Genomic DNA, 23,976 nt, shown 5'->3' on the forward strand with positions numbered 1-23,976 from the left:
TCTTACTTGTCGAGTACCCAGACCGTCGGCAGGCCGGCCCAGAGTTTGTCCAGCCCCTTGAGGCTGGCGCGCGCGGCGAACGCGGCCGAATACTGGCCCGCGTTGATGTACGGCACGGCTTCGTAGGCGCGGCGCTGGAAGGCGTCGAGCAGCTCCTTGCGCTTGGTCGGCACAGTCTCTTTCAGCCATGCGGTGCGCAGCTCGTCGAGCGGCTTGTCGCAAGGCCAGCCGGGCAGCGTGTTGCCGCACGCCGCGCCCAGGTAGGCGTTGGCGATTGGCGAGTTGGCGTCGAACTCGCCGGCCACGGTGACGTACATGTTCCAGCCGCCCGCGTCGGCCGCGTCGCGCTTGGCACGGCGCGCGCCGATGGAGGCCCAGTCCATGCTCTGCGCGTCGACGTTCAGGCCGATGCTTTTCATGGTCTGCGCGGCCATAAGTGCCTCTGCGTTGAGGTAGGGCACGTCGCTGGGCACCATCAGCACCACCTTCTCGCCCTTGTAGCCGGAGGCTGCGAGCAGCTGCTTGGCCTTGGCCACGTCGGCCTTGCGGTAAGGGTCGGCGCCGGCGGCCGTGTCGTTGGGGCTGCCGCAGATGAAGTAGGTGGCGCAGTAGGCCATGCGCATGTCCAGCGGGAAGCCCATGGCCGCCACGAAGCGTTCCTGGCTCACGGCCTGCAGCAGTGCCTGGCGCACCTTCGGGTTGTCGAAGGGCGGATGCAGCTGGTTCATCACCAGGAAGCCCTGGTAGGTGCCGAAGGCGCCGATCTTCACGCTGGTGTCGGTGCGCAGCGGCGCGATGTAGTCGGGAGGCAGTTGTTCGATGAGGTCGACTTCGCCGCGCTTCAGGGCGGCCACTGCGCTGTTGGCGTCGGGCAGGTAGAGCCATTCGACGCGATCGAAGCTGCTCTTCTTGCTGCCCGACAGGCCGCTCGGCGGTTCGCTGCGTGCCACATAGTTGGGGTTGCGCACGAACACCGTCTTGTTGCCCGGCACCCACTCGTCGCGCTTGAAGATGAAGGGGCCTGAACCAAGCACCTCGGTCAGCGGCGCGGTGGCCGGCATTTTGGCCAGCCGCTCGGGCAGGATCACCGGCGGAAAGCCCGAGGGCTTGGCCAGTGCCTCGAGCACCATGCCGAAGGGCTCGTTGAGCGCGAGCGTGAAGCTGCGCGCATCGGTTGCCTTCCACTCGGCGCCGCTCGCCACCATTGCGCGGCCCAGACTGTCGCGTGCGGCCCAGCGCTGCAGCGAGGCGATGGCGTCAGCCGAGGTGACGGCGCTGCCGTCGGAGAACTTGAGGCCCGGGCGCAGCGTGAAGCTCCACTGCTTGCCGTCTTTCGAGGTCGTGTACTTGTCGACCATTTGCGGCTGGGGCTTGCCGCTCGAATCCTGCGCGAACAGCGTGTCGTAGACCATGTAGCCGAAGTTGCGAGAGATGTACGCCGTGGTGAAGGTCGGGTCGAGGATCTTCAGGTCGGCGTGCGCCACCACCTTCAGCGTCTTGGGAGGCGGCGTCTGGGCGAACGCCGGGAGAGAAAGCACCAGGGCAGCGAGGGCGGCAAGCGTTCGTCGTTTCATCGTCGGTTCTCCGGTCGGGGGCGAAAGAAAGAAAAAGAGGAGGTCAGGCGGCGATGCCGATCGGCCACTTGGGCAGGCGGGCCTTGCGGTACGGCAGCGTGTTCAGGTCGAGCGTCACGGCGCCCGGTGCGCCCGCGTAGATGACGTGCTTCGCCACCTTGGAGTACGACGCGTAGAAGTGCTGCGACGACTTCACGACGATGATCTTCTTCGCGGCGAGGTCGCAGCCCAGCTGCGTGAACAGGTCGGTGCCCATTGCCTGGTTGCGCAGCGTGATCAGCACGATCTCGATGCCGTTCGCCTCGATCAGCGCGCTGTCGCCCATCAGCGTGGGCGTGCCGGCCAGGCCCGTCATCACCAGGTCGTGCTTCAGCGCCTTCACGGTGCAGTCGAGGTCCAGCGGATCGCCAGAGAGTGGGCTGATCTTGCCGCCGATGCGCATCTGCAGCCTGGCGCCCACGCCCGCATCGAATGCGATGCGCACCGCGATTGGGTCCCACAGCGGGCCCAGCGCCGCGTTGGTGATGCCGCGCTCGACCATGCGGCGCAGGATGAAGGTGGAGTCGCTTGCCGCGCCGCCGCCGGGGTTGTCCGCACCGTCGGACAGCACCACCGGGCCGCCGTCGAAGGCCAGTGCTTCGTCGAGCGAGGCATCGATGCTCGGGTAGTTCACCGTGAGGCCGTCGCGCATGGCGATGACTTCGTCGGCGAGCTGGCGCGCAAGAGCGTCGGCCTGGGCCTGGTTGCCGTCTGTGTAGACCAGCACCTTGGTGCCCATCTCGGGCACGTCGCCCCACGAGAAGCCGTGCGTGAGCGAGACCGACAGCACGCCGTTCTTGCCCTCGAGCGACTGCATGCGCTCGACGAAGCCGCGCGCCGGCTGGCGCGAGGTGTGGACCGTGACGATCATGTCGCAGTCGACCACCGCGGCCACCGGCTTGACCTTGCCTTCGACCATGGCGGCGCAGATGTCCACCAGCTCCAGCCCGCGCTCGAGCACGTCGGTGTGCGGGTACTCCTTGAACGAGATCATCAGGTCGGAGTTCTTCACCATCGCGGGCGTGAGGTGGTTGTGCGGGTCGAGCTCCGCGCCGATCACCACCCCGGGCCCGACGATCTGCCGCACGCGCGCCAGCAGGTCACCTTCGCAGTCGTCGTAGCCGTCGGCCACCATCGCGCCATGCAGGCCGAGCAGCACCATGTCGACCGGCAGCACCGCGCGCAGGTCGGCCAGCAATTCGTCGCGCAGCGTTTCGTAGGCGTGGCGCGTGGTGGTGCCGCTGGGCTGTGCGCCGGCCACCATGCCTTCGAAGAGCGTCCAGCCCTTGTCGGCGCCGCGCATGCGTGCGGCCCACAGCGGGCCCGAGAACAGCGTCATCGCTTCGGGGTGCTTGCCGGCGGGGAAGTAGCCGCGGTCCTTGAAGGAGGCGAGGCCGGTCGGCATCGGGCCGAAGGTGTTGGTTTCGGTGGCGAGGGAGGCACTGAAAACGCGCATGGTGATGTCTCGTGGGTTGGATGTGTTTGTTATTGGGGGCGTGGTCAGGCGGTGGCCGTGCGCAGCCGCTGCGGGCCCAGCATCCCGGCCGTGAGCCCGAAGGAGGCGATGCGCTCCGGCAGCGGCAGCCCGCGTGCCAGCGCGGCGCAGGCCTCGCCCATGGCGGCCGAGGTCTGGATGCCGTAGCCGCCTTGCGCCGCCACCCAGAAGAAGCCGGGCACGCCGGGCTCGAAGCCGCCTACCAGGTCGCCGTCGGCCACGAAGGATCGCAGGCCGGCCCAGGTGCGCGTGGGGCGGCGGATGGCGAGCGTGGTCGCTTCCTCGATGCGGTGCATGGCGATGGCGATGTCCATCTCCTCGGGCTGTATGTCCTGCGGCTCGACCGGGTCGGCATTGGCCGGCGAGCCGAGCAGCATGCCGGCGTCGGGCTTGATGTACCAGCCTTCGTCGGCGCCGAACACCATGGGCCAGTGCGCGACGCTCTGGCCTTCGGGCGGCGCGAAGATGAAGGCCGAGCGCCGGCGCGGCTCGATACCCAGCGGCGGCACGCCCGCCATGCGTGCGACGGTGTCGACCCATGCGCCCGCCGCGTTGAGTACTACGGACGCCTCGTACACGGTGCCGCCGGCCTCCACGCGCCAGCGCTCGCCCACGCGTTCGATGGCCGTGACACCGGCATCGCACACCAGCTTGCCGCCGGCGCGCCGCATGCCGCGCAGGTAGCCCTGGTGGATGGCGTGCACGTCCATGTCGGACGCATCGGGTTCGTACACCGCGCCCATCACCTGCTCGGGGCGCAGCGCCGGCACCATCTCGCGGGCCTGCTCGCCGCTCAGTCGCGAGGCGCCGGTGTCCATGGCGCGCAGCACCTCCCAGTGGGCTTCGAGCTCGGCCATGTGATCGGCACTCGCGACCATCATCGCGCCGCGCGGCGTGAGCAGCGGGTGCTCCGAGAAGCCTTCGGGCGGATGTTCGAGGAAGGCGCGGCTCGCCATGGTGAGGGCGCGCACCTGCGGCGTGCCGTAGCTTTCCATGAAGAGGGCGGCCGAGCGACCGGTGGAGTGGTAGCCCGGCTGCGACTCGCGTTCGAGAAGGATCACGCTGGCATGCGGTGCGAGCCAATGGGCCACCGAAGCCCCGGCGATGCCGCCGCCGATCACGAGGAAATCTGCCACGACGGGCGTTGGGGTGCTGGAAGTCATCGGCAAAAAGTGTAGGTAGAAATTTGCGGATACGCAAATTGATTTGGTAGCACCAAGGGGAAACCATGGTGCACCGCTTCGGTGAAATTTGCGTCAACGCAATTTGCGTATACGCAACTTCCGCGCCTGCGTCACGCGGGTTGGCATGGATGGCGCACCGCCCGGCTGGCAGAATCCACTTGCATCACAAGAGAAAGCCAAGCGTGAATCCACACACAGGGACCAGGACGGCAACGAAGCCGAAGGACGAGCCGCCCACGCTGGACCGCACCACTTTCGGTCATCGCCTGCGCAGCGCGCGCAAGCGTTTCGGCTGGACGCTGGCACAGCTGGCCGAGCGCTCGGGCGTGTCGATCACCACCATCTCGCGCGCCGAGCGCGGGCAGCTCGCGTTGGGTTATGAAAACTTCACCGCGTTGGGCCGTGCGCTCGAGATGGACATGAACGCGATGTTCGCGGGCGCAGGCGTCAAGCCCGCGCAGCTCGACGGGCCGGTGGTCACGCGCGCGGGCAAGGGCGTGGTGTACCGGGGGCTGTCGATTGCCTACGAGTTCCTCGGCACCACGGCGGCGGGCAAGCAGATGAGCCCCATCGTCGGCACAGTGCATGCGCGGCGCATCCACGGGCCGGAAGACTTCGTGCGGCATGCGGGCGAAGAGTTCGCCTATGTGCTGTCGGGCGAGATCGAGGTGCACTTCGACAACGGCGAAGTGCTGCACATGGGGCGCGGCGATTCGCTGTACTTCGACAGCCGCCTCGGCCATGCGTACATCAGCGTGAGCCGGCAGCTCGCGCGGATCGTGGGCATGACCATTGGCGAGAGCCGGCACATGCAGTCCGCGCGCGAGGGAGAGGCGCGCAAGGCGCCGGTGCCGGCCAAGCCTGCGGCACGCAAGACCGTGAAGGCCAAGGCGCCAGCAAGCAGAAAGGGCGCCTAGCCCCTCAGGAGAAATACGCGGGGTAGTCCGTGCCGTCGAGGCCCGGCACCACCGCCTTCAGCGGGTCGTTGCCATTGCCCTGCAGCTGGTCCGCCGCGTAGTCGGTGACGCACCCTGCCAGCAACTGCCGCGGGTCTTCGAGGATCACGCGCATGCGGGTGTTGAGCGCATGCCAGTCCTCCGGTCCGCCGATGGCGGGCATCTCGCTGACTTCGGTGGTGTCGGGCTGCAGCACCGGCCGGCCGCCGCGCCCGGGGGCGAAGCGCGGGTAGCCCTCGTACATCATCGGCCCCAGGTCGCTCATGGCCCGCGTGGCCCACCAGAGCTTGCGCATCGGCGCCTCGTGGGCAGACACGGCCGCCAGGTCGACGGGGTAGGTGAAGGTGGGCGCCGGTGCATGCGGTGCGATGTACACGCGCTCCAGCGGCAGCGCATGGTGCGACGAGGCGAGGATCATCGAGCACACGGCGTTGGTGCTCCAGGTAACGCCCGCGGTGGGGCGGCCCTGCCTGCCCACGATCAGCACCATTGCGTTCGCCCAGTCGATGCGGTGGCGCTCGAACCATGCGATCACGCGGTGCCCGGTGTCCAGGCCGACGAGGAAGAAGGTGGCGATCATCACCTTGTTCATCGGCACGCTCGCGCCGATGGCATCGCCCGTGGCTTTGAGGTAGTGCGTGCGCAGGTCGGCGGCAGTGAGGGTCTCGGGGTGGGCGAGGGCACGCGCGATGTAGCGCTCGGTGAGCTCGCAGGCGTAGTGCACCATGTTCGCGATGGCCGTCTCGCGGCCCCGATAGGCGGGCACTGCGATGTCGTCGCGCCAGAGCGCCACGCTGTTGGCTTCGCGCGCGGCCACGGTGGCGGCGAGCAGGCGTTCGGTTTCGCCGCGCCACAGCGTGCCTTCGGGGTCGAGCTCACGCAGTCGCACCAGCGAGGCCAGCGCGGGGCCGAGGTGCGACACCGCTGCCAGCTCCTTGAAGCCGCGCGTCGTGAGCCGGTAGCCCTCGACCTCGGGCGGCCTGCCCCTGCCGGGAAACAGGATGAAGTCGGCCGCCGTGGCAACGATCAGTGCCGCGTCGGGCGCGGCCTCGGCGGTGGCGTGCGTCATCTTCGCGCCGATGCTGTCGGCGCTCGCGGTGTAGGTCTCGAAGAGGCGCAGGAACTCGGGGCTCTGGAAATTCGGGTTTGCCGTCATGGTGGCTCCTGTCTATGCGCCGAGCCGGTACACCTTGCTCGGCGTGCGAAAGCGGATGTCGGCGCCGAGGCTGTTGGTCACCACCAGGTAGGCGTGGCCGCTGTCCTCGAAGGCGCAGGCATCGGTGGCGCCGGAGGTCGGAAACTCGCGCTGCGGCACCAGCTTGCCGTCGGCGAAGCGGTAGCCGACCGAGGTCAGCGAGGTAACGGGTGCCTCGCGGCTGCCGAGCAGGAAGTTGATCTGCACCAGCTCGCCGCCCTGCGCATCTTCGCGCCAGACGAACTCGCGCCCGCCGGGGCCGCTCAGCGTCTGGTGCGCGACGAAGCCGGTGCCGTTCCAGCGCAGCAGCACGGTGTCGTCGTGCAAGCAGGCGAAGGCCAGCCAGGCCTCGCCCTGTGCCTCGAAGAACTGGAAGGCGCGGCCGGTCTTGCCGTCGAGCAGCTGGAAGTCTTCGAAGCGCGTGCCGTTCCACAGCATGACGCGCGAGCGCGCCACGTGGTCGGCATAGGCCAGGAAGCGCTGCCCGCCAATCTCGAAGAACGCGAAGTTGTAGCCCCAGGTCGAGTCGATGACCTGGAACTCCGCGAAGCACTCGCCGTTCCATTCGTAGATGGCCGACTTCGACGGATTCCGGGCCTCGGTGCCTTCCATCGCCACGCCTTGTGCGAGCGCCAGAAAGTGGCGTTCGCCGATGGTGAAGTGCGTCCATTGCTTGGCCGCGAAAGTGGGCACGCGCTGGAACTCGGTGAACGCGCCGTCCTTCAGTTCGAAGATGACCGAGTCGACATTGAGCTCGTATGGGCCGGCACCCGACTTGAGGCTGGCGGTGGCCAGGAAGGCGCGGCCGCCGATCTCGAAGAACTCCGCGTCTTCTCCGCCTGGCACGGGCAGTCGCGTGTGCGGCACGAAGGTTTCGTCCTGCCAGCGGTACACCAGCGCATCGATATCGCTGTTGCCCACGGTGATCATCGCGGGCTGCCCCGGCACGTCGACTGCGAGCTGCGGCACCACGAGGTAGCGCGTGCCGCCGTGAATGAAGGTCTCCGCCGCACGCGCGCCGGAGGTGTCGAGGTCCTGGATGTTTTTCATCGCGGTCGTTCTTTCGTTCGGCATGCGCACCTTACTGCGGAATCGGCGCAAAGCCGAACAGCCGCGCCGGGTTGTCCACCAGGATGCGCTGGCGCGCCGGTGCGTCGGGCGCCCACGGCGCGAGCAGGTTCAGCAGTTCGCCGGTGTCGCGCGCGCCGTCGGGAATGTGCGGCCAGTCGCTGCCCCAGATGGTGCGTTCGGGCAGGGCGTCGACGATGGCGTGCGCCAGCGGGCGCAGCTTCTCGAAGTTGCCGTCCTTGGCCACGCGGTAGGGGCCGGAGAGCTTCATCCAGCCGCGCCCGTCGGCCAGCACCCGCAGCAGGCGGTCGAAGTCCTGCCGCGTGAGACCGTCGCTCTCGAGCATGTAGCCCATGTGGTCGATGACGAAGTCGGCATCGATGTCGCCCAGGTACGGAATGAGGTCGCGCACCACCCAGCCCGGCGTGTAGAACTGCAGGTGCCAGCCCAGAGTCTTCGTCATGCGCACGCTGCGCTGGATGTACTGCACCAGCTCGGCGGTCGGCAGGCCCGAGCGCAGGAACAGGTCGAGTCGCAGCGCGCGCACACCGCGGCGGTGCATGTCGTGCAGCGTCTCTTCGGTGACGCTGTCGGCCACCATGGCCACGCCGCGCGCGCGTTCGCCGGCGATGTCCAGGGCGTCGAGCATGCAGCGGTTGTCGGTGCCGTAGAAGCTGGGCTGCACGATCACATAGCGCGCCAGGCCCAGCGACTCGCACATGGCGTCGAGCTTGGTGAGCGGGCCGTCGGGCAGCGTGTAGTGCGGCTGGTCAACGTGCGGGTAGCGGTCTTCGCTTTCGAACACGTGCACGTGCGAGTCGCAGGCGCCGGCAGGCACGGTGAAGGCGGGGCGCGCCAGCGTTTCGGGCGCGCGCATGGGCGTGGAAGTGAGGATCTGGGAACTCATGGTTTCGAAGGAAAAAGATGAAAGGAAAAAATCGATGAAGGCTCATTCGAGCGAGATACCGCCGGCGGCAATCAGCCGGCGGTTGCGCTCGAGTTCGGCGGCGACGGTGCGGCGCATCGTCTCGGCGTCGGGCGTGACCGGCGCGAAGCCCTGCGCTTCGAGTGCCTTGAGCGTCTCGGGCCGGGCCAGCACCTCGCGCAGCGCCGCAGTGGCACGCTGCCGCGCAGCCGCCGGCACGCCTGCCGGCAGCACGATTCCGACCCACGAGCGGTAGGTGTAGTTGCGCAGCGCGTCGATGCCGGTCTCCGCAAAGCTCGGCACCGCGGGCAGCGCAGCCCAGCGGGTCGATGCCGTGGCGGCGAGCGCCCGCGCGCGGCCGTTTGCCACGAAGGGCACGATGGGCGAGGTGACGTAAGCCATCATGTCGACCTCGCCTGCGATCAGCGCATTCATCGCCTGCGCCTCGCCCTTGTACGGCACGTGCCGCGCTGTGATGCCGAGCGTGTGCAGCAACTCCTCGGTCTGCAGGTGCAGGCTGGTGCCGACGCCGAAGGAGCCGTATGTCAGCGCGCCGGGGTGTGCTTTCGCATAGGCCACGAGCCCTGGCATGTCGGTCACGGGCAGGTCGGCGCGCACCGCCAGCACGCCGTCGTTGAAGGCGACGATGCCGAGCGGATCGAAGTCCTTGAGCGGGTCATAGCCCGCCGCCTTGTCGACCACCGGATTGACCGATGCGATGGAAGGCGAGACCGCAATCAGCGTGTGGCCGTCGCGTGCGGCCCGCAGAGCCGCCTGCACGCCGATCTTGCCGGCGGCCCCGCCCTTGTTCTCGACCACCACCGGTTCCCCCAGCACGGAAGACAGGCCCTGCGCCACGATGCGGGCGACGCGGTCGATGGGGCCACCCGGCGGCGTCGGCACGACTAGGGTCGTCGCTCCTTGTGCAACCTGGGCGAGCGCAGGGCCGGGCAAGGCCAGCGTTCCGAACAGCAGCGCGAGCACGGCGCCTGTGCGGCGCAGGGCTGCTTCAGCGCACGACCGCATCGCCGTTCTCCACACCGACCGAACTCAACGCCTTCGCGACGCGCTCGTGCGCGGCGGCCAGCAGCATGTCGGTGTCGATGCCGGTCATGAGGAAAGGTGCTGCACCACGGTGTACCAGCTCGGCCGAGTAGGCCGCGTCGGCGATGCCGCCGATGGCGAGCGGCTTTCCCACGCGCAGGCAGGCGGCCAGCGCAGTCTCGTGCGCGGCGCGTACCAGCGGGTGCTTGAAGTCACCGGCCACGCCCAGCTCGGCGCTCAGGTCGTTGGTGCCGATGCCCACGATGTCGATGCCCGGCACCGCGGCGATGCGCTCGATGTTCTCGATGCCCAGCGGGCTTTCGATCAGCACCTTCAGCGCAGTGGCCCGGTTCATGGCGACGTTGAAATCCGCCGCGGCCATCTTGCGGTAGCCCACGTGCGGCAGCGTGCCGATGGCCGAGCGGTGGCCCAGCGGCGGAAAGCGGCAGGCGGCCACGAGGTCTTCGGCCTGTGCCACGGTCTCGATGCGCGGCGCGATGATGCCGCCCGCGCCGCCGTCGAGCAGCCGGCCGATCACGCCGTACTCGCGCTCCGGCACACGCACGAAGGGCATGAGGCCGATGTCCATTGCGGCGGCACAGATCTGCACGGCCGCGTCGATGGCGATGCTGCTGTGCTCCAGGTCCACCCAGATCGCGTGGTGGCCGCTGGCCTTGGCGATGCGTGCGATGTCGGGCGTGCGCGAAGCGCGGATGCCCAGTGCCGCCACCGGCAGGCGCTGGCGCAGGCGGCTCACGACGAGGTTGGTCGATGCGGCGTCGGCGGACGCCGTTGCGCTGTCTTGCACCATGCGGGTTCTTCCTTTGTCTCTGTGGTTGTAAAGGTGTGAAGGGATGCTAGAGAATGGGCGTCATATCCGGAAATACCGGATTCGGATTGCATTCGATACGCTGGAGATATCGTGGAACTTCGACACCTGCGCTACTTCGTTGCCGTGGCGGAAGAACTCAACTTCACCCGCGCCGCGGAACGCCTCTACATGGCACAGCCGCCCCTGAGCACGCAGATTCGCGGGCTCGAAGAAGAGCTGGGGGTGCAGCTTTTCGAGCGCGACAAGCGCCGCGTGTATCTCACGCAGGCCGGGCGGCACTTTCTCGACCGGGCGCGCACCATCCTTGCCTCGGTGCAGAGCGCGAAAGACGAAGTGCAGAGCGCCGCAGCGGGCGAGGTCGGCAAGCTCAACGTGGGCTTCACCGCTTCGTCGATGCTCACGACGGCGCTGCCATCGGGCATTCGCCAGTACCGCGCGAGCTTTCCGGCGGTCGAGCTGCAGTTGCGGGAAATGGCGTCGATGCATCAGCTCGACGCCATCAATGCCCGCGAGCTCGACCTCGGCGTGCTGCGCAAGCCCAACGTGAGCATTCCGGTGGGCGTGACCATCGAGGAGTGGTACTCGGCGCCGCTGGTCGCGGCGATGCCGCAGCAGCACGTGCTCACGCGTGGCAAGGGCATCCACATCCGCGAACTGAAGGACGTGCCGCTGATCGTCTATCCGCGCGACGCGGGCATCGGCCTGTACTGGAAGGTGCAAGAGCTGTGCGCTAAGGCGGGCTTCCGCCCGGCGGTGATGCACGAGACGCGGGAGGCCTCGACCATGGTCGGGCTGGTGGCGGCGGGCTTCGGCGTGGCCATCGTGCCGGCCGACACGCAGTGCATCCAGCTCGAAGGGGTGCTGTACAGCCGCATCCTCGACAAGGACGCGGTGTCGAGCCTGTATCTGGGCTACCGCGATGCAGACGCCAATCCGCACCTCGACAGCCTGTTGCGGCTGTTGCGCGGCACGCAGGTCGCGTCGAGCCGCAAGCGCTGACGACCAGTCAGCCGCCCGGCTTGCGGTACGCGATCCAGCCCAGGGCCGCCGCCGCGATGAAGGCCGGGATCGCGGCGAGCAAGAACAGCTGCCCCCACGGCAACTTCGCACCCACCAGAAGGCCGCCGACCAGCGGCCCCACGATGGAGCCGATGCGGCCGACGGACATCGACAGCCCCACCCCGGTCGCGCGCACGCTCGCCGGGTAGTAGTGCACGCACAACGCGGGGATGTTCATCTGTCCGCCGATCACCAGTAGGCCGATGGCGAACACCAGGCAGAAGGAGGCGACCTCGCTGCCGACGATGTGAAAGCCGAAGAAAGGCACGAGCGCTGCACCCAGCGCCAGGCACAGCGCCACCGGTCCGAAGGGGCTGCGCCGCGCCACCACGAAGGACATGGCGAAAGCCCCAGCCACGCCGCCCACGTTGAGCATCACGCCGGCGAGCGCGGAGCGCTGCGGGCTCATGCCGTTCATGGCGAGCACGCTGGGCGTCCAGCTCAGCAGGAAGTAGCTGACCAGCAGGATCATGAAGGCGGCGGTGGCGATCAGCACCGTGCCGGGGCCGCGTCCTTCGGCGACGAGTTCGGCCAGTGGGCGCCTGGCATGGGCGGGGCTTGCGTCCGCTGCCGTGGTGCTCGTGCGCCCCGACTCGGATATTGCGAACACCAGCGGCAGCAGCGCCAGCGCCAGTGTGCCGCCGCCGATGAAGATGCCGCGCCAGCCCACCGACTGCATCAGCGCTGCCGTGATGGCGCCACCGGCCACGGCCCCGATGGGAAAGCCCAGGAACATGCGCGAGACCGTCGCGCTGCGTTGGTCTGGATGCGCATGCTCGGCCGCCAGCGCCGAGATGGTGGGAATCGCGCCGCCGAGGCCGATTCCCGAGAGAAAGCGCCACAGCATCAGCTGCTCCGGGCTGGCCGATGTCGCACTCAGCAGGATGAAGCCGCCTGCCACCAGGATCGAAGCAAGCAGCAGCCGGCGCCTGCCGAAGCGGTCGGCCGCCGCACCCACGGTGAGTGCTCCCACCACAGCGCCCGCGAAGCTCACGGCGAACACCTTGCCGAAGGCGCCGGGCGGCATGCCCCATTCCCTGGAGATGAGCGGTGCGACGAAGGACAGCATCAGCGTGTCGTAGCCGTCGATCAATGCGATCAGGAAGCAGACGACGATCGAGAAGCGGCTGGCGTAGGGGAGGGCGCGTGGCGGGCGGCTGGCGCCGGCGAGTGGAAGCGATGACATGTTTTTGTCTCCTGATGGATGCAGCTGCTCTTTGGCGCTGATGCGGCCGATGCTAGGAGCCGCCATGCATATCCACAAATACATTTTCCGGAATGCATTGCGGTAGCTTTTGCGTATGGAGCCCTGCGGCGGACCAGTCGGGCAAACCCTGTCGTTGCCGTGTCTCCGATTTGCTCGCCCGGCACGAGCGCGTGGCTATGCTGTGTGCCGTCATTCACTCCCGAGAAAAACACCATGACTTTGCGTTTGTCCTCCTTCCCGCTTCGCTCCATGGCCCTGGCCTGCGGCCTCGCGCTCGGCGCTGTCGCCGGCGCGCACGCCGCGCCCGATGCGAAGCTGCTCGCCGCCGCGGAGAAGGCGCAGCCCGCGGTGATCGACAACCTCAAGGAGATGGTGCTGATCGAATCGGGCAGCCTCAACGTCGACGGCCTGCTCAAGATGGCCGACGTGGTGGAAGGGCGCCTGAAGGCCGCCGGCTTCAAGACCGAGCGCCGCAAGGCCACGGCCGGCGCGGGCGCCGACCTCGTGATCGGCACGATCAAGGGCACGGGCAAGCGCAAGATCATGCTGCAGGGCCACATGGACACGGTGTATGCGCCGGGCATCCTGAGCAGCCAGCCCTACAAGGTCGACGGCAACCGTATCTACGGCCCCGGCATCGCCGACGACAAGGGCGGCCTGGCCGTGATGATGGCCTCGCTCAAGATCCTGGCCGATGCCGGCTGGCGCGACTACGACACGCTCACTGTTGTGATGAACCCCGACGAGGAAGTGGGCTCGGTCGGTTCCGGCGAGCTGATCGCCACGATGGCCGACCAGCACGACACGGTGCTGTCGTTCGAGCCGACGGTGGCGAAGTCGGTGGTCAAGGGCGAGTCGCTGCTGCTGGGCGCGGCCGGCATCGCGCAGGCCACGATGGAAGTGAAAGGCCGCGCGGCACACGCCGGCGCCGCGCCCGAACTGGGCCGCAACGCGCTGTACGAGCTGTCGTACCAGATGCTCCAGACCAAGGATCTCGCCAAGGACATCCCGGGCGTGACGCTCAACTGGACCGTGGCGCGCGCCACCGGCCCGATCAACCAGATCACCGAGAAGGCGCAGGCGCTGGGCGATATCCGCATCACGCAGCCCGGCGCCGAGAAGAAGCTCAACGAGGCGCTGCAGGCGAAGATCGCGGCCGGCAAGCTGATTCCCGACACCGAGACCACGGTGAAGGTGGAAGTGGGCCGCCCGGCCTTCATCGCGGGCGACAAGGGCCGCGCGCTGGCCGAGAAGGCGCAGGCCATCTACAAGGAAATCGACCGTGACCTCGCGCTGACGCCGATGACCGGCGGCGGCACCGACGCGGGCTATGCGGGCCGCTCGGGCAAGGCCACGGTGGTCGAGAGCTTCGGCCTCGCGGGCTTCGGCTACCACGCGCGCGACGAGTACATCGAAGTCGACTCGATCGTGCCGCGCCTCTACCTCGTCACGCGGCTGCTGACCGAGATCGGCAAGAACTGATAGACGCCGCCCGGCGGCGAAGGCGCGCTACTGCTGTTGCTGTCCCGGCTCGCCGGGCCGTCCCGGTGGGCGCCGCGCCGCGACTGCCGCCGCAGCGGCCGCGCGCTGTTGCTGCTGCTGGGCCTGCTGTTGTTGGTGCTGCTGCTGTTGCTGCTGGCGCTGGATCTGCTGTTGTTGTTGCTGCGCCTGTTGCTGGGCACGGGCCTGCTGCTGCTGCATCTGCTGCTGACGTTGCTGCTGCTGTTGCTGCATCGCCTGTTGCTGTTGAGCGCGCGCGGCTTGCTGCTGTGCCTGTTGTTGCGCCTGCTGCTGGCGGCGTAGCTGCTCCTGCTGGGCTTGCTGCTGCTGCCGGGCCTGGTTCTGTGCCTGCTGCTGTTGCGCCTGTTGGCGCTGGACCTGCTGTTGCTGTTGTTGGGCCTGCTGTTGCGCGCGGGCCTGTTGCTGCGCCTGCTGTTGCTGCTGCATCTGCTGGCGGCGCGACTGCTCTTGCTGGGCCTGTTGCTGGCGCTGTTGTTGCTGGCGTTGCTGTTCCTGCGCCTGCTGTTGGGCCAGCTGTTGTTGTTGCGCTGGTTGGGCTTGCTGGCGGCGCGCAGGGTCTTGCTGCTGCTGGAGCCGGGCCTGGCGTGCCTGCTGCTGTTGCTCGCGCGCTTGCTGTTGTTGCTGTTGTGCCTGCAACTGCTGGGTCTGCTGCTGCGAACGTTGCTGGGCTTGTTGCTGCGCCTGCTGTTGATGCATCAGGGCTTGCTGCTGGCGGACTTGTTGTTGCTGCTGTTGTTGTTGCGCAAGCACCGCCTGCTGCTGTTGCTGCTGCTGGCGTTGTTGTTGCTGTTGCTGCGCGAATAGTGCCTGCTGCTGTTGCGCAGGGCCCGGGCCGGCCGCGAAGTTGGGTGGCGGCGCTCCCGGCGGCAGCGCGCCGCGCGGTCCGCCATTGTTGTTGTAGACATTGCGCACGTTGTTGTTGACCACCGTGGTCGAGCGCGAGATGTAGGTGCTGTTGTTGTAGACCACGGCCGGCCGGGCGAAGGCCGGTTGCACGGCGGGGCCACGATCGCGGTCACGCCCGCGCGGCGCGCCCCAGTTCATGTTCCACGAGTGCCAGCCCCAGTCGTGCCGCTCCAGCGCGGCGCCCACGATCACGCCGGCTCCGAACGAGAGCGCACCGGCAGCCGCCACCTGGCCGCCGCTGTAGCCCCGCGACACCACCTCGACCGGCGGTGCATAGGCATAGCCGGGATAGATCGGCTGCGGCTCGCCGTAGATGACCTGCGGGTCATAGGCTGGCACGTACACCACGTCAGGCTGCACGGGCTCGATGGTGATGTACTGCGGCGGCGGCTCGATCACCGCGGGGCCTGCGTACATGGGCTGCATGTCCGGCGAGGGCGCGTAGTTCTGCGGCGGCGCGGCACTGGCCACGCGCAGCTTGTCGTTGTTCTTGAGGCGGCCCGCCTTCGATGCACGCTGGCGCATGACCTGGATCGCGTTCATCACATCGGCCGGGTCGTTGTAGTAGGCCTGCCCGAGCGCCTCGGTCCACGGGATGTTGCCGGCCATCTGGTCGATGACGGGGCGGAATGCGGTGAGCGACTTCACGCTCGGGTCCCAGGGCTGCTGGTTGGCCGCATCGGACAGCGGACCGGCCTTGAGGTTGCGGTTCTGCGCAAGCCATTCGTGCGCGGCGGTGATCTGCTCGGGGTAGGTGGCACCGGCCAGGATCTGGGCCACCAGCTTGTCGGGGTAGAGCGCGATGGGCGCGACCATCTGGTAGAGCTGCTCGGCGGCGGGCGGCGTGTAGGCAGCCTGCACCGGGGCTGCGGCAGGGGCCGGTGTCTGCGGCACCGAGGGCGCGGGCATGGTGGTTGCCGGGTCGGTGGCGGCGGGTGCGGCAGCCGGCGTACTGGGGGTCTTGTCGCAGCCTGCGAGGACGAGGGCGCCGATGCACAGCGAGATCGTCAGCAGTCGCGGAGCGAGGGGGAGATTTTTTGTCATCTGGAGTTCCATGAGGACGCCGGCGTCGTGCCCGGAACTCTTTCAACGGTGCGCGGCAGCAGGCGATGACAAAGCCTGCGCCGTGGATGCAACGGTCTGTGTCGGTGGTGCGCCGTCAAACCTGTCGGCGCAGAACCACACGGCAGGGAGGCCGCTGCCTCCCGCGCTGCTGCGTTGCTGCTACTTGGCGCCGCCCGTGTACTTGGTGACGCTGGCGGCGCTCACGTGGTAGCCGCTCACGCCCATCATCGAGTCGTTGCGCAGGGTCTGCAGCTTGCCGGTGACCCAAACGGTGTCCATGGCGCGGAACTTGGCGCCCTTCTGCGGCACCACGTGCAGGATCTGGTTGGCGGGCGGCGGCGGCGTGTGGATGCAGGCGCCGAAGTAGGGCACCAGCAGGAACTCGGTGACTTCGCCCTTGGCCTCTTCGAGCGGCACGATGAAGCCCGGAATCTTGACTTCGGTGCCGTTCATCGCGGGGTTGGTCGGCGCGTTGTTCGACACCTCCTGCATCTTCATGAGCAGCTCGTTGGCGCGCGGGTCGCCATCGTCGAGCGCGCTCAGGTCCATGCCCTTGAACTCCTTGGCCGGGTCCCAGTCCTTGGGCACCAGTTCTTCCCAGGTGATCTGGCGAGGCTGGCCCGGTGCGGCCTTGGCGGCGGCGGGTGCCGCGGCCTTGCCACCCAATGGGTTGGTGGCGGTGGTGTCCTTGGGCGCGGGCTCGGCGGCCCAGGCGGCGGCTGTGAGGCCGGCACCGGCGATCAGCATTGAAAGCCGGATGAAAGCTTTGCTCTTGGACGTCGTGTGTGCAATGGGCATGGTTCAAATCCTCGGTGAGAGGCCGTCGGCAAGGGAGAGTCGGTAGGCGCGGATGCCAGGCAAGAGGCTTGCCAGCCATCCAGCGACCAGCAGGCTTGCCATGAGCAACCATTCGTTCAGTGTAGGTTCTGAAAGGCTCAATGTCAGCCCGAACTGTGCCTGCAGCCATGGCGAGAGCAGGGCGATGCCGAGCACCGCCATCACCACGCCGAAGGCCACGCCCAGCACGGTGACCATCGCGCCTTCGAGTGCGAGCAGCGCCAGCACGTGGCGCAGGCCCGCGCCCACGGCGCGCAGCACGGCGAGTTCGCGGCGTCGTTCGTTGAGGCCGGCCATCACCACAGACACCAGCCCCGCAAGGCTTACCAGCGCGACCAGCGCCGACATCAGCAGCAGCGCGTTCTCGCCGATGCCGATCACGCTCCACAGTTCGTCGAGTGCCACACCGGGCAGGATGGCCATGAGCGGCTCGCCGGTGTAGGTCGAGATCCAGCGCTGCACGCCGAACACGGCAGCCCGGTTCTTCAGGCCCACCAGCGCGGCCGTCACGTTCTTGGGCGTGAGGTCGAACTTGCGCACCTGCTCGGCCGGAATGTGCACGCCCGGCATCGGCGCGCCGCCCACCCATTCGAGGTGGATGGCTTCCATGGCCGCGAGGCCGATGTGCACCGTGCGGTCGACCGGCGTGCCGGTGCGCGCGAGCACGCCGACCACGGTGAAGGGCTTGTCCGCATGCTCGGCCACGTTGAGCTCGCCGCTGCCGTGCGCGAGCGTGATCTTCTGGCCCACGTGGTAGCCGAGCTTGTCGGCCACTTCGGCGCCAACTACAGCATCGAACAGTTCGCTGAAGGGCTTGCCCTCGCGCAGCTTCAGCGTCTGCTTGTCGCCGTAGCGGAAGTGCGTGAAGTAGTCGGTGGAAGTGGCCAGCACCGCGAAGCCGCGATGCGAATCGCCGAGCGACAGCGGCACCACCCAGTCGACGCCAGGGTGCTGCGACAGCGCCTGCACGCTCTTCCACGAGATGTTGTTGGTGGCCGCGCCGATGCGGAACACCGAGTACAGCAGCAGCTGCGTGGAGCCGGTGCGCGCGCCCACGATCAGGTCGGTGCCCGAGACGGAGGATGCGAAGTTCTCGCGCAGCTCGGTGCGGATGCGTTCGACACCCAGAAGAAGAAAGGTCGACAGCGCGATCGAGAACACCGTGAGTGCCAGCGTGAAGCGGCGGTTCCAGGCGCTGCGCCAGGCAATCGAGAAAAGTGCTTTCATGCGTCCACCGCCATTGCGCTGGTGGCGGCGCGATTGATCTCGGGCAGCAGCACGTGTCGCACAAAGCGCTGCGCGATGCGCTGGTCATGGCTCACGAACACGAGCGCGCTGTGGTTCTCGGCGCAGGCTGTCAGCAGCACGTCGAGAAAGGCTTCGCGCCGGTCTTCGTCGAGTGCCGAAGTGGGCTCGTCGGCAATCACCACTTCGGGCTGGCCAATGAGCGCTCGTGCAGCGGCCACGCGCTGCTGCTGGCCGACCGACAACTGCAGTGCCTGGCGTTTCCACAGATTGCGGTCGAGGCCCATCTGGTGAAGCAGGTGCTCGGCTTCGTCGCGCGAACTGCCGTTGCGTGCGGCATTTGCTTCGCGCCGCTGCGAGAAGCGGCAGGGCAGCAGTACGTTGTCGATCACGCTCAGGTACGGAAGCAGGTTGAACTGCTGGAAGATGTAGCCCACGTGCGCCACGCGGCTGCGGTCGCGCGCCGCGCCCGAGAGCTTGGACCAGTCGTGCCCCAGCAGCGTGACGCGGCCTTCGTTTGCTACCAGCACGCCGGCCAGTAGAGACAGCAGCGTGCTCTTGCCGCAGCCGCTCGGGCCATGCAGGAACACCGATTCACCTGCGGTGATACGAAAGGCCTCGATGTCGATGCACGGCGTTTTCACGCCGGGCCATGCGAAGCGCAGCGCTTCGGCGGCGAGCACGACGCGCAAGGGCGACGACTCTGCCTCGGGATGGGTACTCACAGCGTTACTTGCCCCAGCTGAGCCGGGCGGGCTGGCTTGCCTGCGCGCCGGCCGGGCGCTTGAGCTGGCGCTTGAACTGGCCCTGCGCCGTGGCAATCTGCGAGTCGATCTGGCGCAGGCCCTTGAACACGCTGAACAGGTTCAGGTCGATGAACTTCGCGGCGGCCGCGTTGGTGCAGTTGAAGGAGAAGGTGGCGTCGAGGTCGGCATGGCCGACGGGCTCGCTCGGGTCGGGGTTGCCCAGGCCCAGTGCGCCGGAGCGCAGGTCGACCGGGCCGAGCTTGCAATTGGCGGCCGGGTCGACGATGAAGAGCTTGTCGGCCGCGCGCAGCTGCGCAACTGCTTCCTCGACGAGCTTCTTCTCGGCGTCGGTCTTGGGTGCGCGTTCGAAGCCGACGATGTTGTCGAGCGGTGACTCCATGTCGATCACCACCGTGGGGCCGTCGACGGCCACGTCGAGCTTGAGCTGGCCGTGCACGTGGGCGTGCTGCTGCTGGGCCTGTGCGGTGAGGAACGGGGCGGCCGCGAGGAGGGTGGCGGCGATGGCGAGGCCGGTGGTGCGGCCAAGGCTTCGGGAACGTCGATTCGTCGTCGTCAATGTCATGGTTCAGCGCCTTGCCGGGTCGGCAGCCCCGGCGTGTTGCTCCATTCGCTCCAGCTGCCGGCATAGAGCGCGGTCGTCCCGAATCCCGCGATCTGCATGGCGAGCAGATTCGGCACGGCGCTCACGCCGCTGCCGCACTGGTGGACGACTGTCGCCGCATCGCGTCCCGCGAGCAGCGCTTCGAACTCGGCACGCAATTGCGATGCCGGCTTGAATTTGCCGTCGGGGCCGAGGTTGTCGGCGAAAGGCCGGTTGAGGGCCCCGGGGATGTGACCGGCAATCGGGTCCAGAGGTTCCACCTCGCCGCGGTAACGTGCACCGGCGCGTGCGTCGATCAGGTTCTGGTCAGGCTGGCCGAGCCGGCGCACCACGGTGTCGGTGGTGACGAGCTTCGCAATCGGCTCGCCCATGACGAAGTTCGACTGGAAGCGCGCGGGCTCCTCGCTGCTCGTGACGTCGCCGCCCGCGGTCTGCCAAGCCTGCAGGCCGCCGTCGAGCACGGCCACTGCGTCGTGGCCCATCCACTTGAGCATCCACCACAGGCGGCCGCAGTAATTGGCGCCGTTGCGGTCGTACACCACGGCCTGCATGCCGTTGGCGAAGCCGATGCTCGAGAGCCAGGCCGCGAACTTCTCGCGGCTGGGCAGCGGATGGCGTCCACCCGAGGCGGGCAGGCCGTCTTCCTGCGCCACGACCACCTCGCCGTGCGCGCCGGGGGCGCCGTGCTTCGCGCTGAGGTCGGTGTCGAGGTTGGCGTACAGCGCGCCCGGAATGTGTGCGGCCGCGTATTGCTGCGCGCCGCTCTCGGGCTTCATGAGGTCGAAGGTGCAGTCGAACACCATGAGAGGCGTGTCCGTCGATTGCAGCTTGCGGAGTTGTTCGACGCTGATGAGGGTGGTGTACATGGTGTGTGTCCTTCTCTGGTCAGGTCAATGCAGAAAGAGTCAATGTTCCTCGGCCGGCGCCTTGGGCACCGCCCGTTGTCGCAACACGGTTGCAGCAATGCCGCTGGCGATGATAAGGGCCATGCCCGCCCAGCCGGTGGCATCGATGCGGTCGTTGAACAGCACCACGCTGTAGAACGCCGCGAAGACGATGCCCGAATACTGCAGGTTGGCCACCACCAGTGTGCCGGCCTGGGTCTTGGCGGTGGCGTAGGCGCGGGTCATGCAGAGTTGTCCGAGGGCGGCCAGCAATCCGATGGGCAGCAGCCACAGCGCATGCTGCCAGGTCCAGGCGCCACCGCCCGAAAACCCGGTGGCCGCCGTGGCGAAGGCTCCGGCCACGGCCGAGCCGACCGCGAAATAGAACACCGTGCGCAGCTCGGGTTCGCCGATGCGCGACAGCGCCATCACCTGCATATAGGCAAACGCGGCCGTAAGGCCCGACAGCAAACCCAGCATGCCCGCGAAACCCTCGCTGCCGTTGACGCTGGGCTTGAGCATCAGCACCACGCCCACGAAGCCGGCGAGCACGGTCAGCACCAGCGTGCCCTGCAGCGGCGGGCGCTCCACGCGGCCGTCGCGCCCGGGCACCGGCACCCAGGCCAGCAGCGAGCCGCCGACCAGGAAGGCTGCGACCCACACGCTGCTCATGTAGTTGAGGGTGACGGCCGTGGCCAGCGGCAGGTGGGCGATGGCATAGAACCAGGCGCCCAGCGACAGCACGCCGATGGTGCTGCGCCACGCGTGCATGCCGGGGTATCGGGTGGCCAGCGAGACGCCGCGATTGCGGGCCAGCAGCCAGAGGAAGACGATGCCGATCAGGCCGCGGCCCAAGACCATCTCACCGCTGTTGAACCACTCGGAGGCGACTTTCACGACCACGCTCATCGTGGCGAACAAAAAGGCCCCCAGCACCATCCACAGCGCTTGCATCGTTTCGACTCTAAGGTAAGAAAAAAGAGTGCCCCGGCGAGTGCGGGGCGGGCCGGTCTCAGGCTGGTTTCTGCATCGCGGCCTTGTACCACTCGTGGAACTGCTGCATGCCGTCTTCCATCGGGCTCTGGTAGGGGCCGGTCTCGTTGTCGCCGCGCAGCATCAGCGCGCGGCGTCCGGCGTCCATGCGCTCGGCGATCTCGTCGTCTTCCACGCAGGTTTCCATGTAGGCGGCCTGCTGGGCTTCGACGAACTCGCGCTCGAAGGCGACGATTTCCTCTGGGTAGAAGAACTCGACCATGTTGAGCGTCTTCGTCGGGCTCACGGGGTGCAGGGTCGACACCGTGAGCACGTGCGGATACCACTCGACCATCACGTGCGGGTAGTAGGTGAGCCAGATGGCGCCGTACTTCGGCGGCTTGCCGTCGCGGTACTTGAGCAGCTGCTCCTGCCACTTCTGGTAGACCGGGCTGCCGGCGCGGCCCAGGCGGTTGGCCACGCCCACCGTCTGCACCGAGTAGCGGGGCTTGAACTCCCAGCGCAGGTCGTCGCAGGTGACGAAGCTGCCCAGGCCCGGGTGGAACGGGCCGACGTGGTAGTCCTCGAGGTAGACCTCGATGAAGGTCTTCCAGTTGTAGTTGCACTCGTGCAGCTCGACGCGGTCGAGCGCGTAGCCGCTGAAGTCCAGGTCGGCCTGCGGGCCGAGGCCGGCCATGTCGGCCGCCACGTCGGGGCCGGAGCCGTCTGCGTTCTTCTCGAAAAGAAGGCCGTTCCACTCGGTGAGCGGGTAGTTGTGCAGGTTCAGGCAGGGGTCCTGCTCGAAATGCGGGGCGCCGATCAGCGTGCCGGTGGTGCGCGAATCGCTCGCGGCGTAGGTCCAGCGGTGCAGCGGGCACACGATGTTGCCGCCGGCCTGGTTGTCGAGTTGGCCCCGGCCCTGCAGGATCAGTGCCTGGCGGTGGCGGCAGACGTTGGAAATCAGCTCTACGCCCTTGGGCGTATGGACCAGCGCCCGGCCCTGATGCTCCTGCGGCAGGGTGTGGAAGTCGCCCATTTCGGGCACGGCCAGGCGATGGCCGACATAGCGGGGCCCTCGCGCGAAAAGGTTTTGCATTTCGCGGGCATAGAGCGCCTCATCGAAATACGCGGAAACTGGAAGTTGGCTCGCGGCCTGCTGCAGTTGAAGACTTAAATCAGACATGGAGGACCTGACCAAGCTCCCCACAGGGAGAAAAAAAGAAAAGAACGGAAAGGCGCCGCCAGGAAGGGTCGGCGGCCCGAAGAATGTGTTGACGTCGTCAACGAGAGAAGTTCGCATTGTACCCGGGGGGCATTTTTGTGCCCCCGGCTTTTCACCCGGTCCGGCGGCGGTCGCCAGTTGTTTCGATCCCAGTCCTAAAATGCCCGATTTCACCCACGTTTCGCTTGCATGCCCAAGGTGCCCCCCCCTTCCTCGTCCAGCCCGGCGGCAACGCCCGATACGGGCCCGCTGCCTGCCAGTTACGAAGCCGGGCTCCAGGAACTGGAGCAACTGGTGGCGGAACTCGAATCGGGCCAGTTGCCCCTCGACCAGCTGCTAGTCAGCTACCAGCGCGGCGCGGCGCTGCTCGCCTTCTGTCGCGACAAGTTGCAGGCGGTCGAAGACCAGATCAAGGTGCTCGATTCGGGCAGCCTGAAGGTCTGGACGCCCGAATGAGCGCCGCCGCGCTGAATTCCAGCCATTGGGACGCCCGCACGCTAGCCGGCTGGAGCGACCCCCGTCTGGCGAATGTCGAAGCGGCGCTGTCGCGCTGGGTCGGCGTCGACGCCCCCGTGCTGTTGGGTGACGCCATGCGCTATGCCGTGCTCGACGGCGGCAAGCGGCTGCGACCCCTGTTGGTGCTGGCCGCCAGCGAGGCCGTCGGCGGCAACCGCGCCGCCGCCCTGCGCGCGGCCTGCGCTACGGAACTGATTCACGCCTATTCGCTGGTGCACGACGACCTGCCGTGCATGGACAACGACGTCCTGCGCCGCGGCAAGCCCACCGTGCACGTGAAATTCGGCGAGGCCGACGCCTTGCTGGCCGGCGACGCGCTGCAGGCCCTGGCCTTCGAACTGCTCACGCCCGATGGCGACGAGATTCCCGCCTCCACCCAGGCCCTGCTGTGCCGCCTGCTCGCGCGCGCCGCGGGCAGCCAGGGCATGGCCGGCGGCCAGGCCATCGACCTGGCCAGCGTCGGCATTGCGCTCGACGAAACGCAGCTGCGCGAAATGCATCGCCTGAAGACCGGCGCGCTGCTTCAGGGCAGCGTCGAGATGGGCGCCGCCTGCGGTTCGGTCACTCCCGCGGCACTGGCCGCGCTGCGCGACTACGGCGCCGCCATCGGCCTCGCGTTCCAGGTGGTCGACGACATCCTCGACGTCACGGCCGACTCGCAGACCCTGGGCAAGACCGCCGGCAAGGACGCCGCGGCCGACAAGCCAACCTACGTGTCGCTGCTCGGCCTCGACGGCGCGCGCGCCCAGGCCCGCCAGCTGCTGGCCGATGCGCTCGCCGCCCTGGAGCGCAGCGGCCTGGCCGACACCGCCGCTTTGCGAGCGTTGGCCCACATGGTGGTCGACCGCGACCGCTGAGAGAA

22 protein-coding genes are annotated in these 23,976 nt (G+C 67.9%); 5 read left to right on the forward strand and 17 right to left on the reverse strand.

Annotation, left to right across the window (positions count from 1 at the left end; all coding sequences use genetic code 11):
* Positions 1–2 precede the first annotated feature (2 nt).
* The 3 genes from ACN9MV_RS09155 to ACN9MV_RS09165 are packed head-to-tail and all read right to left on the reverse strand — an operon-like array spanning position 3 to position 4,271.
* On the reverse strand, positions 3–1,574 hold the full coding sequence (locus tag ACN9MV_RS09155) for an ABC transporter substrate-binding protein (RefSeq protein ID WP_426391891.1): 1,572 nt from the start codon (positions 1,572–1,574) through the stop codon (positions 3–5).
* A 43-nt stretch (positions 1,575–1,617) separates the two neighbouring features.
* The gene (locus tag ACN9MV_RS09160) at positions 1,618–3,069 is read right to left on the reverse strand and encodes a M81 family metallopeptidase (RefSeq protein ID WP_426391892.1); all 1,452 of its coding nucleotides are present in this window, start codon (positions 3,067–3,069) and stop codon (positions 1,618–1,620) included.
* Between the two features lie 44 nt (positions 3,070–3,113).
* A complete protein-coding gene (locus tag ACN9MV_RS09165; protein WP_426391893.1) occupies positions 3,114–4,271 on the reverse strand; it encodes an NAD(P)/FAD-dependent oxidoreductase in 1,158 nt (385 codons plus the stop codon).
* A gap of 203 nt (positions 4,272–4,474) precedes the next feature.
* Between ACN9MV_RS09165 and ACN9MV_RS09170 the strand changes: the two genes are divergently transcribed.
* Positions 4,475–5,209: a helix-turn-helix domain-containing protein gene (locus tag ACN9MV_RS09170; protein WP_426391894.1), complete on the forward strand. Its 735-nt coding sequence runs from the start codon at positions 4,475–4,477 to the stop codon at positions 5,207–5,209.
* 4 nt (positions 5,210–5,213) lie between these two features.
* Here the strand turns inward: ACN9MV_RS09170 and ACN9MV_RS09175 are convergent, their stop codons facing one another.
* The 5 genes from ACN9MV_RS09175 to ACN9MV_RS09195 are packed head-to-tail and all read right to left on the reverse strand — an operon-like array spanning position 5,214 to position 10,291.
* Positions 5,214–6,404: a DUF5624 domain-containing protein gene (locus ACN9MV_RS09175; protein ID WP_426391895.1), complete on the reverse strand. Its 1,191-nt coding sequence runs from the start codon at positions 6,402–6,404 to the stop codon at positions 5,214–5,216.
* A 12-nt stretch (positions 6,405–6,416) separates the two neighbouring features.
* A complete protein-coding gene (locus tag ACN9MV_RS09180; protein ID WP_426391896.1) occupies positions 6,417–7,493 on the reverse strand; it encodes a hypothetical protein in 1,077 nt (358 codons plus the stop codon).
* A gap of 31 nt (positions 7,494–7,524) precedes the next feature.
* Positions 7,525–8,418 (reverse strand): amidohydrolase family protein, encoded by an 894-nt coding sequence (locus tag ACN9MV_RS09185; RefSeq protein ID WP_426391897.1) that lies wholly within the window; start codon positions 8,416–8,418, stop codon positions 7,525–7,527.
* Between the two features lie 42 nt (positions 8,419–8,460).
* Positions 8,461–9,462, reverse strand: a complete 1,002-nt coding sequence (locus ACN9MV_RS09190; RefSeq protein ID WP_426391898.1) for a Bug family tripartite tricarboxylate transporter substrate binding protein — start codon at positions 9,460–9,462, stop codon at positions 8,461–8,463.
* Positions 9,446–10,291 carry an HpcH/HpaI aldolase family protein gene (locus ACN9MV_RS09195; protein WP_093171971.1) on the reverse strand — a complete coding sequence of 282 codons (846 nt, stop codon included), beginning with the start codon at positions 10,289–10,291 and terminating at the stop codon, positions 9,446–9,448. Before ACN9MV_RS09195 ends, ACN9MV_RS09190 begins: the two co-directional genes overlap by 17 nt.
* 111 nt (positions 10,292–10,402) lie before the next feature.
* Here ACN9MV_RS09195 and ACN9MV_RS09200 point away from each other — a divergent pair, with 111 nt between their 5' ends.
* Positions 10,403–11,311 carry a LysR substrate-binding domain-containing protein gene (locus ACN9MV_RS09200; RefSeq protein ID WP_093075366.1) on the forward strand — a complete coding sequence of 303 codons (909 nt, stop codon included), beginning with the start codon at positions 10,403–10,405 and terminating at the stop codon, positions 11,309–11,311.
* A 7-nt stretch (positions 11,312–11,318) separates the two neighbouring features.
* Here the strand turns inward: ACN9MV_RS09200 and ACN9MV_RS09205 are convergent, their stop codons facing one another.
* Positions 11,319–12,557, reverse strand: coding sequence for an MFS transporter (locus ACN9MV_RS09205; protein WP_426391899.1), 1,239 nt, complete (start codon positions 12,555–12,557; stop codon positions 11,319–11,321).
* 234 nt (positions 12,558–12,791) lie between these two features.
* Here ACN9MV_RS09205 and ACN9MV_RS09210 point away from each other — a divergent pair, with 234 nt between their 5' ends.
* Positions 12,792–14,060, forward strand: coding sequence for a M20/M25/M40 family metallo-hydrolase (locus ACN9MV_RS09210; protein ID WP_176928699.1), 1,269 nt, complete (start codon positions 12,792–12,794; stop codon positions 14,058–14,060).
* A gap of 27 nt (positions 14,061–14,087) precedes the next feature.
* Here ACN9MV_RS09210 and ACN9MV_RS09215 read toward each other — a convergent pair whose 3' ends face one another.
* The 8 genes from ACN9MV_RS09215 to ACN9MV_RS09250 form a co-directional block, all read right to left on the reverse strand.
* Complete coding sequence (locus ACN9MV_RS09215) at positions 14,088–16,049, reverse strand: DUF3300 domain-containing protein (RefSeq protein WP_426391900.1); 1,962 nt, start codon at positions 16,047–16,049, stop codon at positions 14,088–14,090.
* A gap of 180 nt (positions 16,050–16,229) precedes the next feature.
* Positions 16,230–16,868 (reverse strand): DUF3299 domain-containing protein, encoded by a 639-nt coding sequence (locus tag ACN9MV_RS09220; RefSeq protein ID WP_093049955.1) that lies wholly within the window; start codon positions 16,866–16,868, stop codon positions 16,230–16,232.
* A gap of 3 nt (positions 16,869–16,871) precedes the next feature.
* A complete protein-coding gene (locus tag ACN9MV_RS09225) occupies positions 16,872–18,134 on the reverse strand; it encodes an ABC transporter permease (protein ID WP_426391901.1) in 1,263 nt (420 codons plus the stop codon).
* Entirely contained in the window at positions 18,131–18,877 is a 747-nt protein-coding gene (locus tag ACN9MV_RS09230) for an ABC transporter ATP-binding protein (protein ID WP_426391902.1), read from the reverse strand. Before ACN9MV_RS09230 ends, ACN9MV_RS09225 begins: the two co-directional genes overlap by 4 nt.
* Positions 18,878–18,881: 4 nt before the next feature.
* Positions 18,882–19,481: a DUF2796 domain-containing protein gene (locus ACN9MV_RS09235; RefSeq protein WP_426391903.1), complete on the reverse strand. Its 600-nt coding sequence runs from the start codon at positions 19,479–19,481 to the stop codon at positions 18,882–18,884.
* Positions 19,478–20,386 carry a sulfurtransferase gene (locus ACN9MV_RS09240; RefSeq protein WP_426391904.1) on the reverse strand — a complete coding sequence of 303 codons (909 nt, stop codon included), beginning with the start codon at positions 20,384–20,386 and terminating at the stop codon, positions 19,478–19,480. Before ACN9MV_RS09240 ends, ACN9MV_RS09235 begins: the two co-directional genes overlap by 4 nt.
* 39 nt (positions 20,387–20,425) lie before the next feature.
* The gene (locus ACN9MV_RS09245) at positions 20,426–21,358 is read right to left on the reverse strand and encodes a DMT family transporter (RefSeq protein WP_256216693.1); all 933 of its coding nucleotides are present in this window, start codon (positions 21,356–21,358) and stop codon (positions 20,426–20,428) included.
* A gap of 58 nt (positions 21,359–21,416) precedes the next feature.
* Entirely contained in the window at positions 21,417–22,559 is a 1,143-nt protein-coding gene (locus ACN9MV_RS09250) for an aromatic ring-hydroxylating oxygenase subunit alpha (protein WP_093075350.1), read from the reverse strand.
* 228 nt (positions 22,560–22,787) lie between these two features.
* Here ACN9MV_RS09250 and xseB point away from each other — a divergent pair, with 228 nt between their 5' ends.
* Both xseB and ACN9MV_RS09260 read left to right on the forward strand, forming a co-directional pair.
* Positions 22,788–23,054, forward strand: a complete 267-nt coding sequence (gene xseB / locus ACN9MV_RS09255) for an exodeoxyribonuclease VII small subunit (RefSeq protein ID WP_007829283.1) — start codon at positions 22,788–22,790, stop codon at positions 23,052–23,054.
* Positions 23,051–23,971 (forward strand): polyprenyl synthetase family protein, encoded by a 921-nt coding sequence (locus tag ACN9MV_RS09260; protein ID WP_426391905.1) that lies wholly within the window; start codon positions 23,051–23,053, stop codon positions 23,969–23,971. The genes xseB and ACN9MV_RS09260 overlap by 4 nt, the downstream gene beginning before the upstream one ends.
* Positions 23,972–23,976: the final 5 nt, after the last annotated feature.

Origin of the sequence: Variovorax sp. R-27, assembly GCF_049913215.1 — a bacterium.
Taxonomy (GTDB): Bacteria; Pseudomonadota; Gammaproteobacteria; order Burkholderiales; family Burkholderiaceae_C; genus Variovorax.

What these genes read in the sequence shown, in the direction of transcription:
- ACN9MV_RS09155 (WP_426391891.1), bottom strand. Translation starts at nt 1,574, where the DNA reads ATGAAACGACGAACGCTTGCCGCCCTCGCTGCCCTGGTGCTTTCTCTC.
- ACN9MV_RS09160 (WP_426391892.1), bottom strand. Translation starts at nt 3,069, where the DNA reads ATGCGCGTTTTCAGTGCCTCCCTCGCCACCGAAACCAACACCTTCGGC.
- ACN9MV_RS09165 (WP_426391893.1), bottom strand. Translation starts at nt 4,271, where the DNA reads ATGACTTCCAGCACCCCAACGCCCGTCGTGGCAGATTTCCTCGTGATC.
- ACN9MV_RS09175 (WP_426391895.1), bottom strand. Translation starts at nt 6,404, where the DNA reads ATGACGGCAAACCCGAATTTCCAGAGCCCCGAGTTCCTGCGCCTCTTC.
- ACN9MV_RS09180 (WP_426391896.1), bottom strand. Translation starts at nt 7,493, where the DNA reads ATGAAAAACATCCAGGACCTCGACACCTCCGGCGCGCGTGCGGCGGAG.
- ACN9MV_RS09185 (WP_426391897.1), bottom strand. Translation starts at nt 8,418, where the DNA reads ATGAGTTCCCAGATCCTCACTTCCACGCCCATGCGCGCGCCCGAAACG.
- ACN9MV_RS09190 (WP_426391898.1), bottom strand. Translation starts at nt 9,462, where the DNA reads ATGCGGTCGTGCGCTGAAGCAGCCCTGCGCCGCACAGGCGCCGTGCTC.
- ACN9MV_RS09195 (WP_093171971.1), bottom strand. Translation starts at nt 10,291, where the DNA reads ATGGTGCAAGACAGCGCAACGGCGTCCGCCGACGCCGCATCGACCAAC.
- ACN9MV_RS09205 (WP_426391899.1), bottom strand. Translation starts at nt 12,557, where the DNA reads ATGTCATCGCTTCCACTCGCCGGCGCCAGCCGCCCGCCACGCGCCCTC.
- ACN9MV_RS09210 (WP_176928699.1), top strand. Translation starts at nt 12,792, where the DNA reads ATGACTTTGCGTTTGTCCTCCTTCCCGCTTCGCTCCATGGCCCTGGCC.
- ACN9MV_RS09215 (WP_426391900.1), bottom strand. Translation starts at nt 16,049, where the DNA reads ATGACAAAAAATCTCCCCCTCGCTCCGCGACTGCTGACGATCTCGCTG.
- ACN9MV_RS09220 (WP_093049955.1), bottom strand. Translation starts at nt 16,868, where the DNA reads ATGCCCATTGCACACACGACGTCCAAGAGCAAAGCTTTCATCCGGCTT.
- ACN9MV_RS09225 (WP_426391901.1), bottom strand. Translation starts at nt 18,134, where the DNA reads ATGAAAGCACTTTTCTCGATTGCCTGGCGCAGCGCCTGGAACCGCCGC.
- ACN9MV_RS09235 (WP_426391903.1), bottom strand. Translation starts at nt 19,481, where the DNA reads ATGACATTGACGACGACGAATCGACGTTCCCGAAGCCTTGGCCGCACC.
- ACN9MV_RS09240 (WP_426391904.1), bottom strand. Translation starts at nt 20,386, where the DNA reads ATGTACACCACCCTCATCAGCGTCGAACAACTCCGCAAGCTGCAATCG.
- ACN9MV_RS09245 (WP_256216693.1), bottom strand. Translation starts at nt 21,358, where the DNA reads ATGCAAGCGCTGTGGATGGTGCTGGGGGCCTTTTTGTTCGCCACGATG.
- ACN9MV_RS09250 (WP_093075350.1), bottom strand. Translation starts at nt 22,559, where the DNA reads ATGTCTGATTTAAGTCTTCAACTGCAGCAGGCCGCGAGCCAACTTCCA.
- xseB (WP_007829283.1), top strand. Translation starts at nt 22,788, where the DNA reads ATGCCCAAGGTGCCCCCCCCTTCCTCGTCCAGCCCGGCGGCAACGCCC.
- ACN9MV_RS09260 (WP_426391905.1), top strand. Translation starts at nt 23,051, where the DNA reads ATGAGCGCCGCCGCGCTGAATTCCAGCCATTGGGACGCCCGCACGCTA.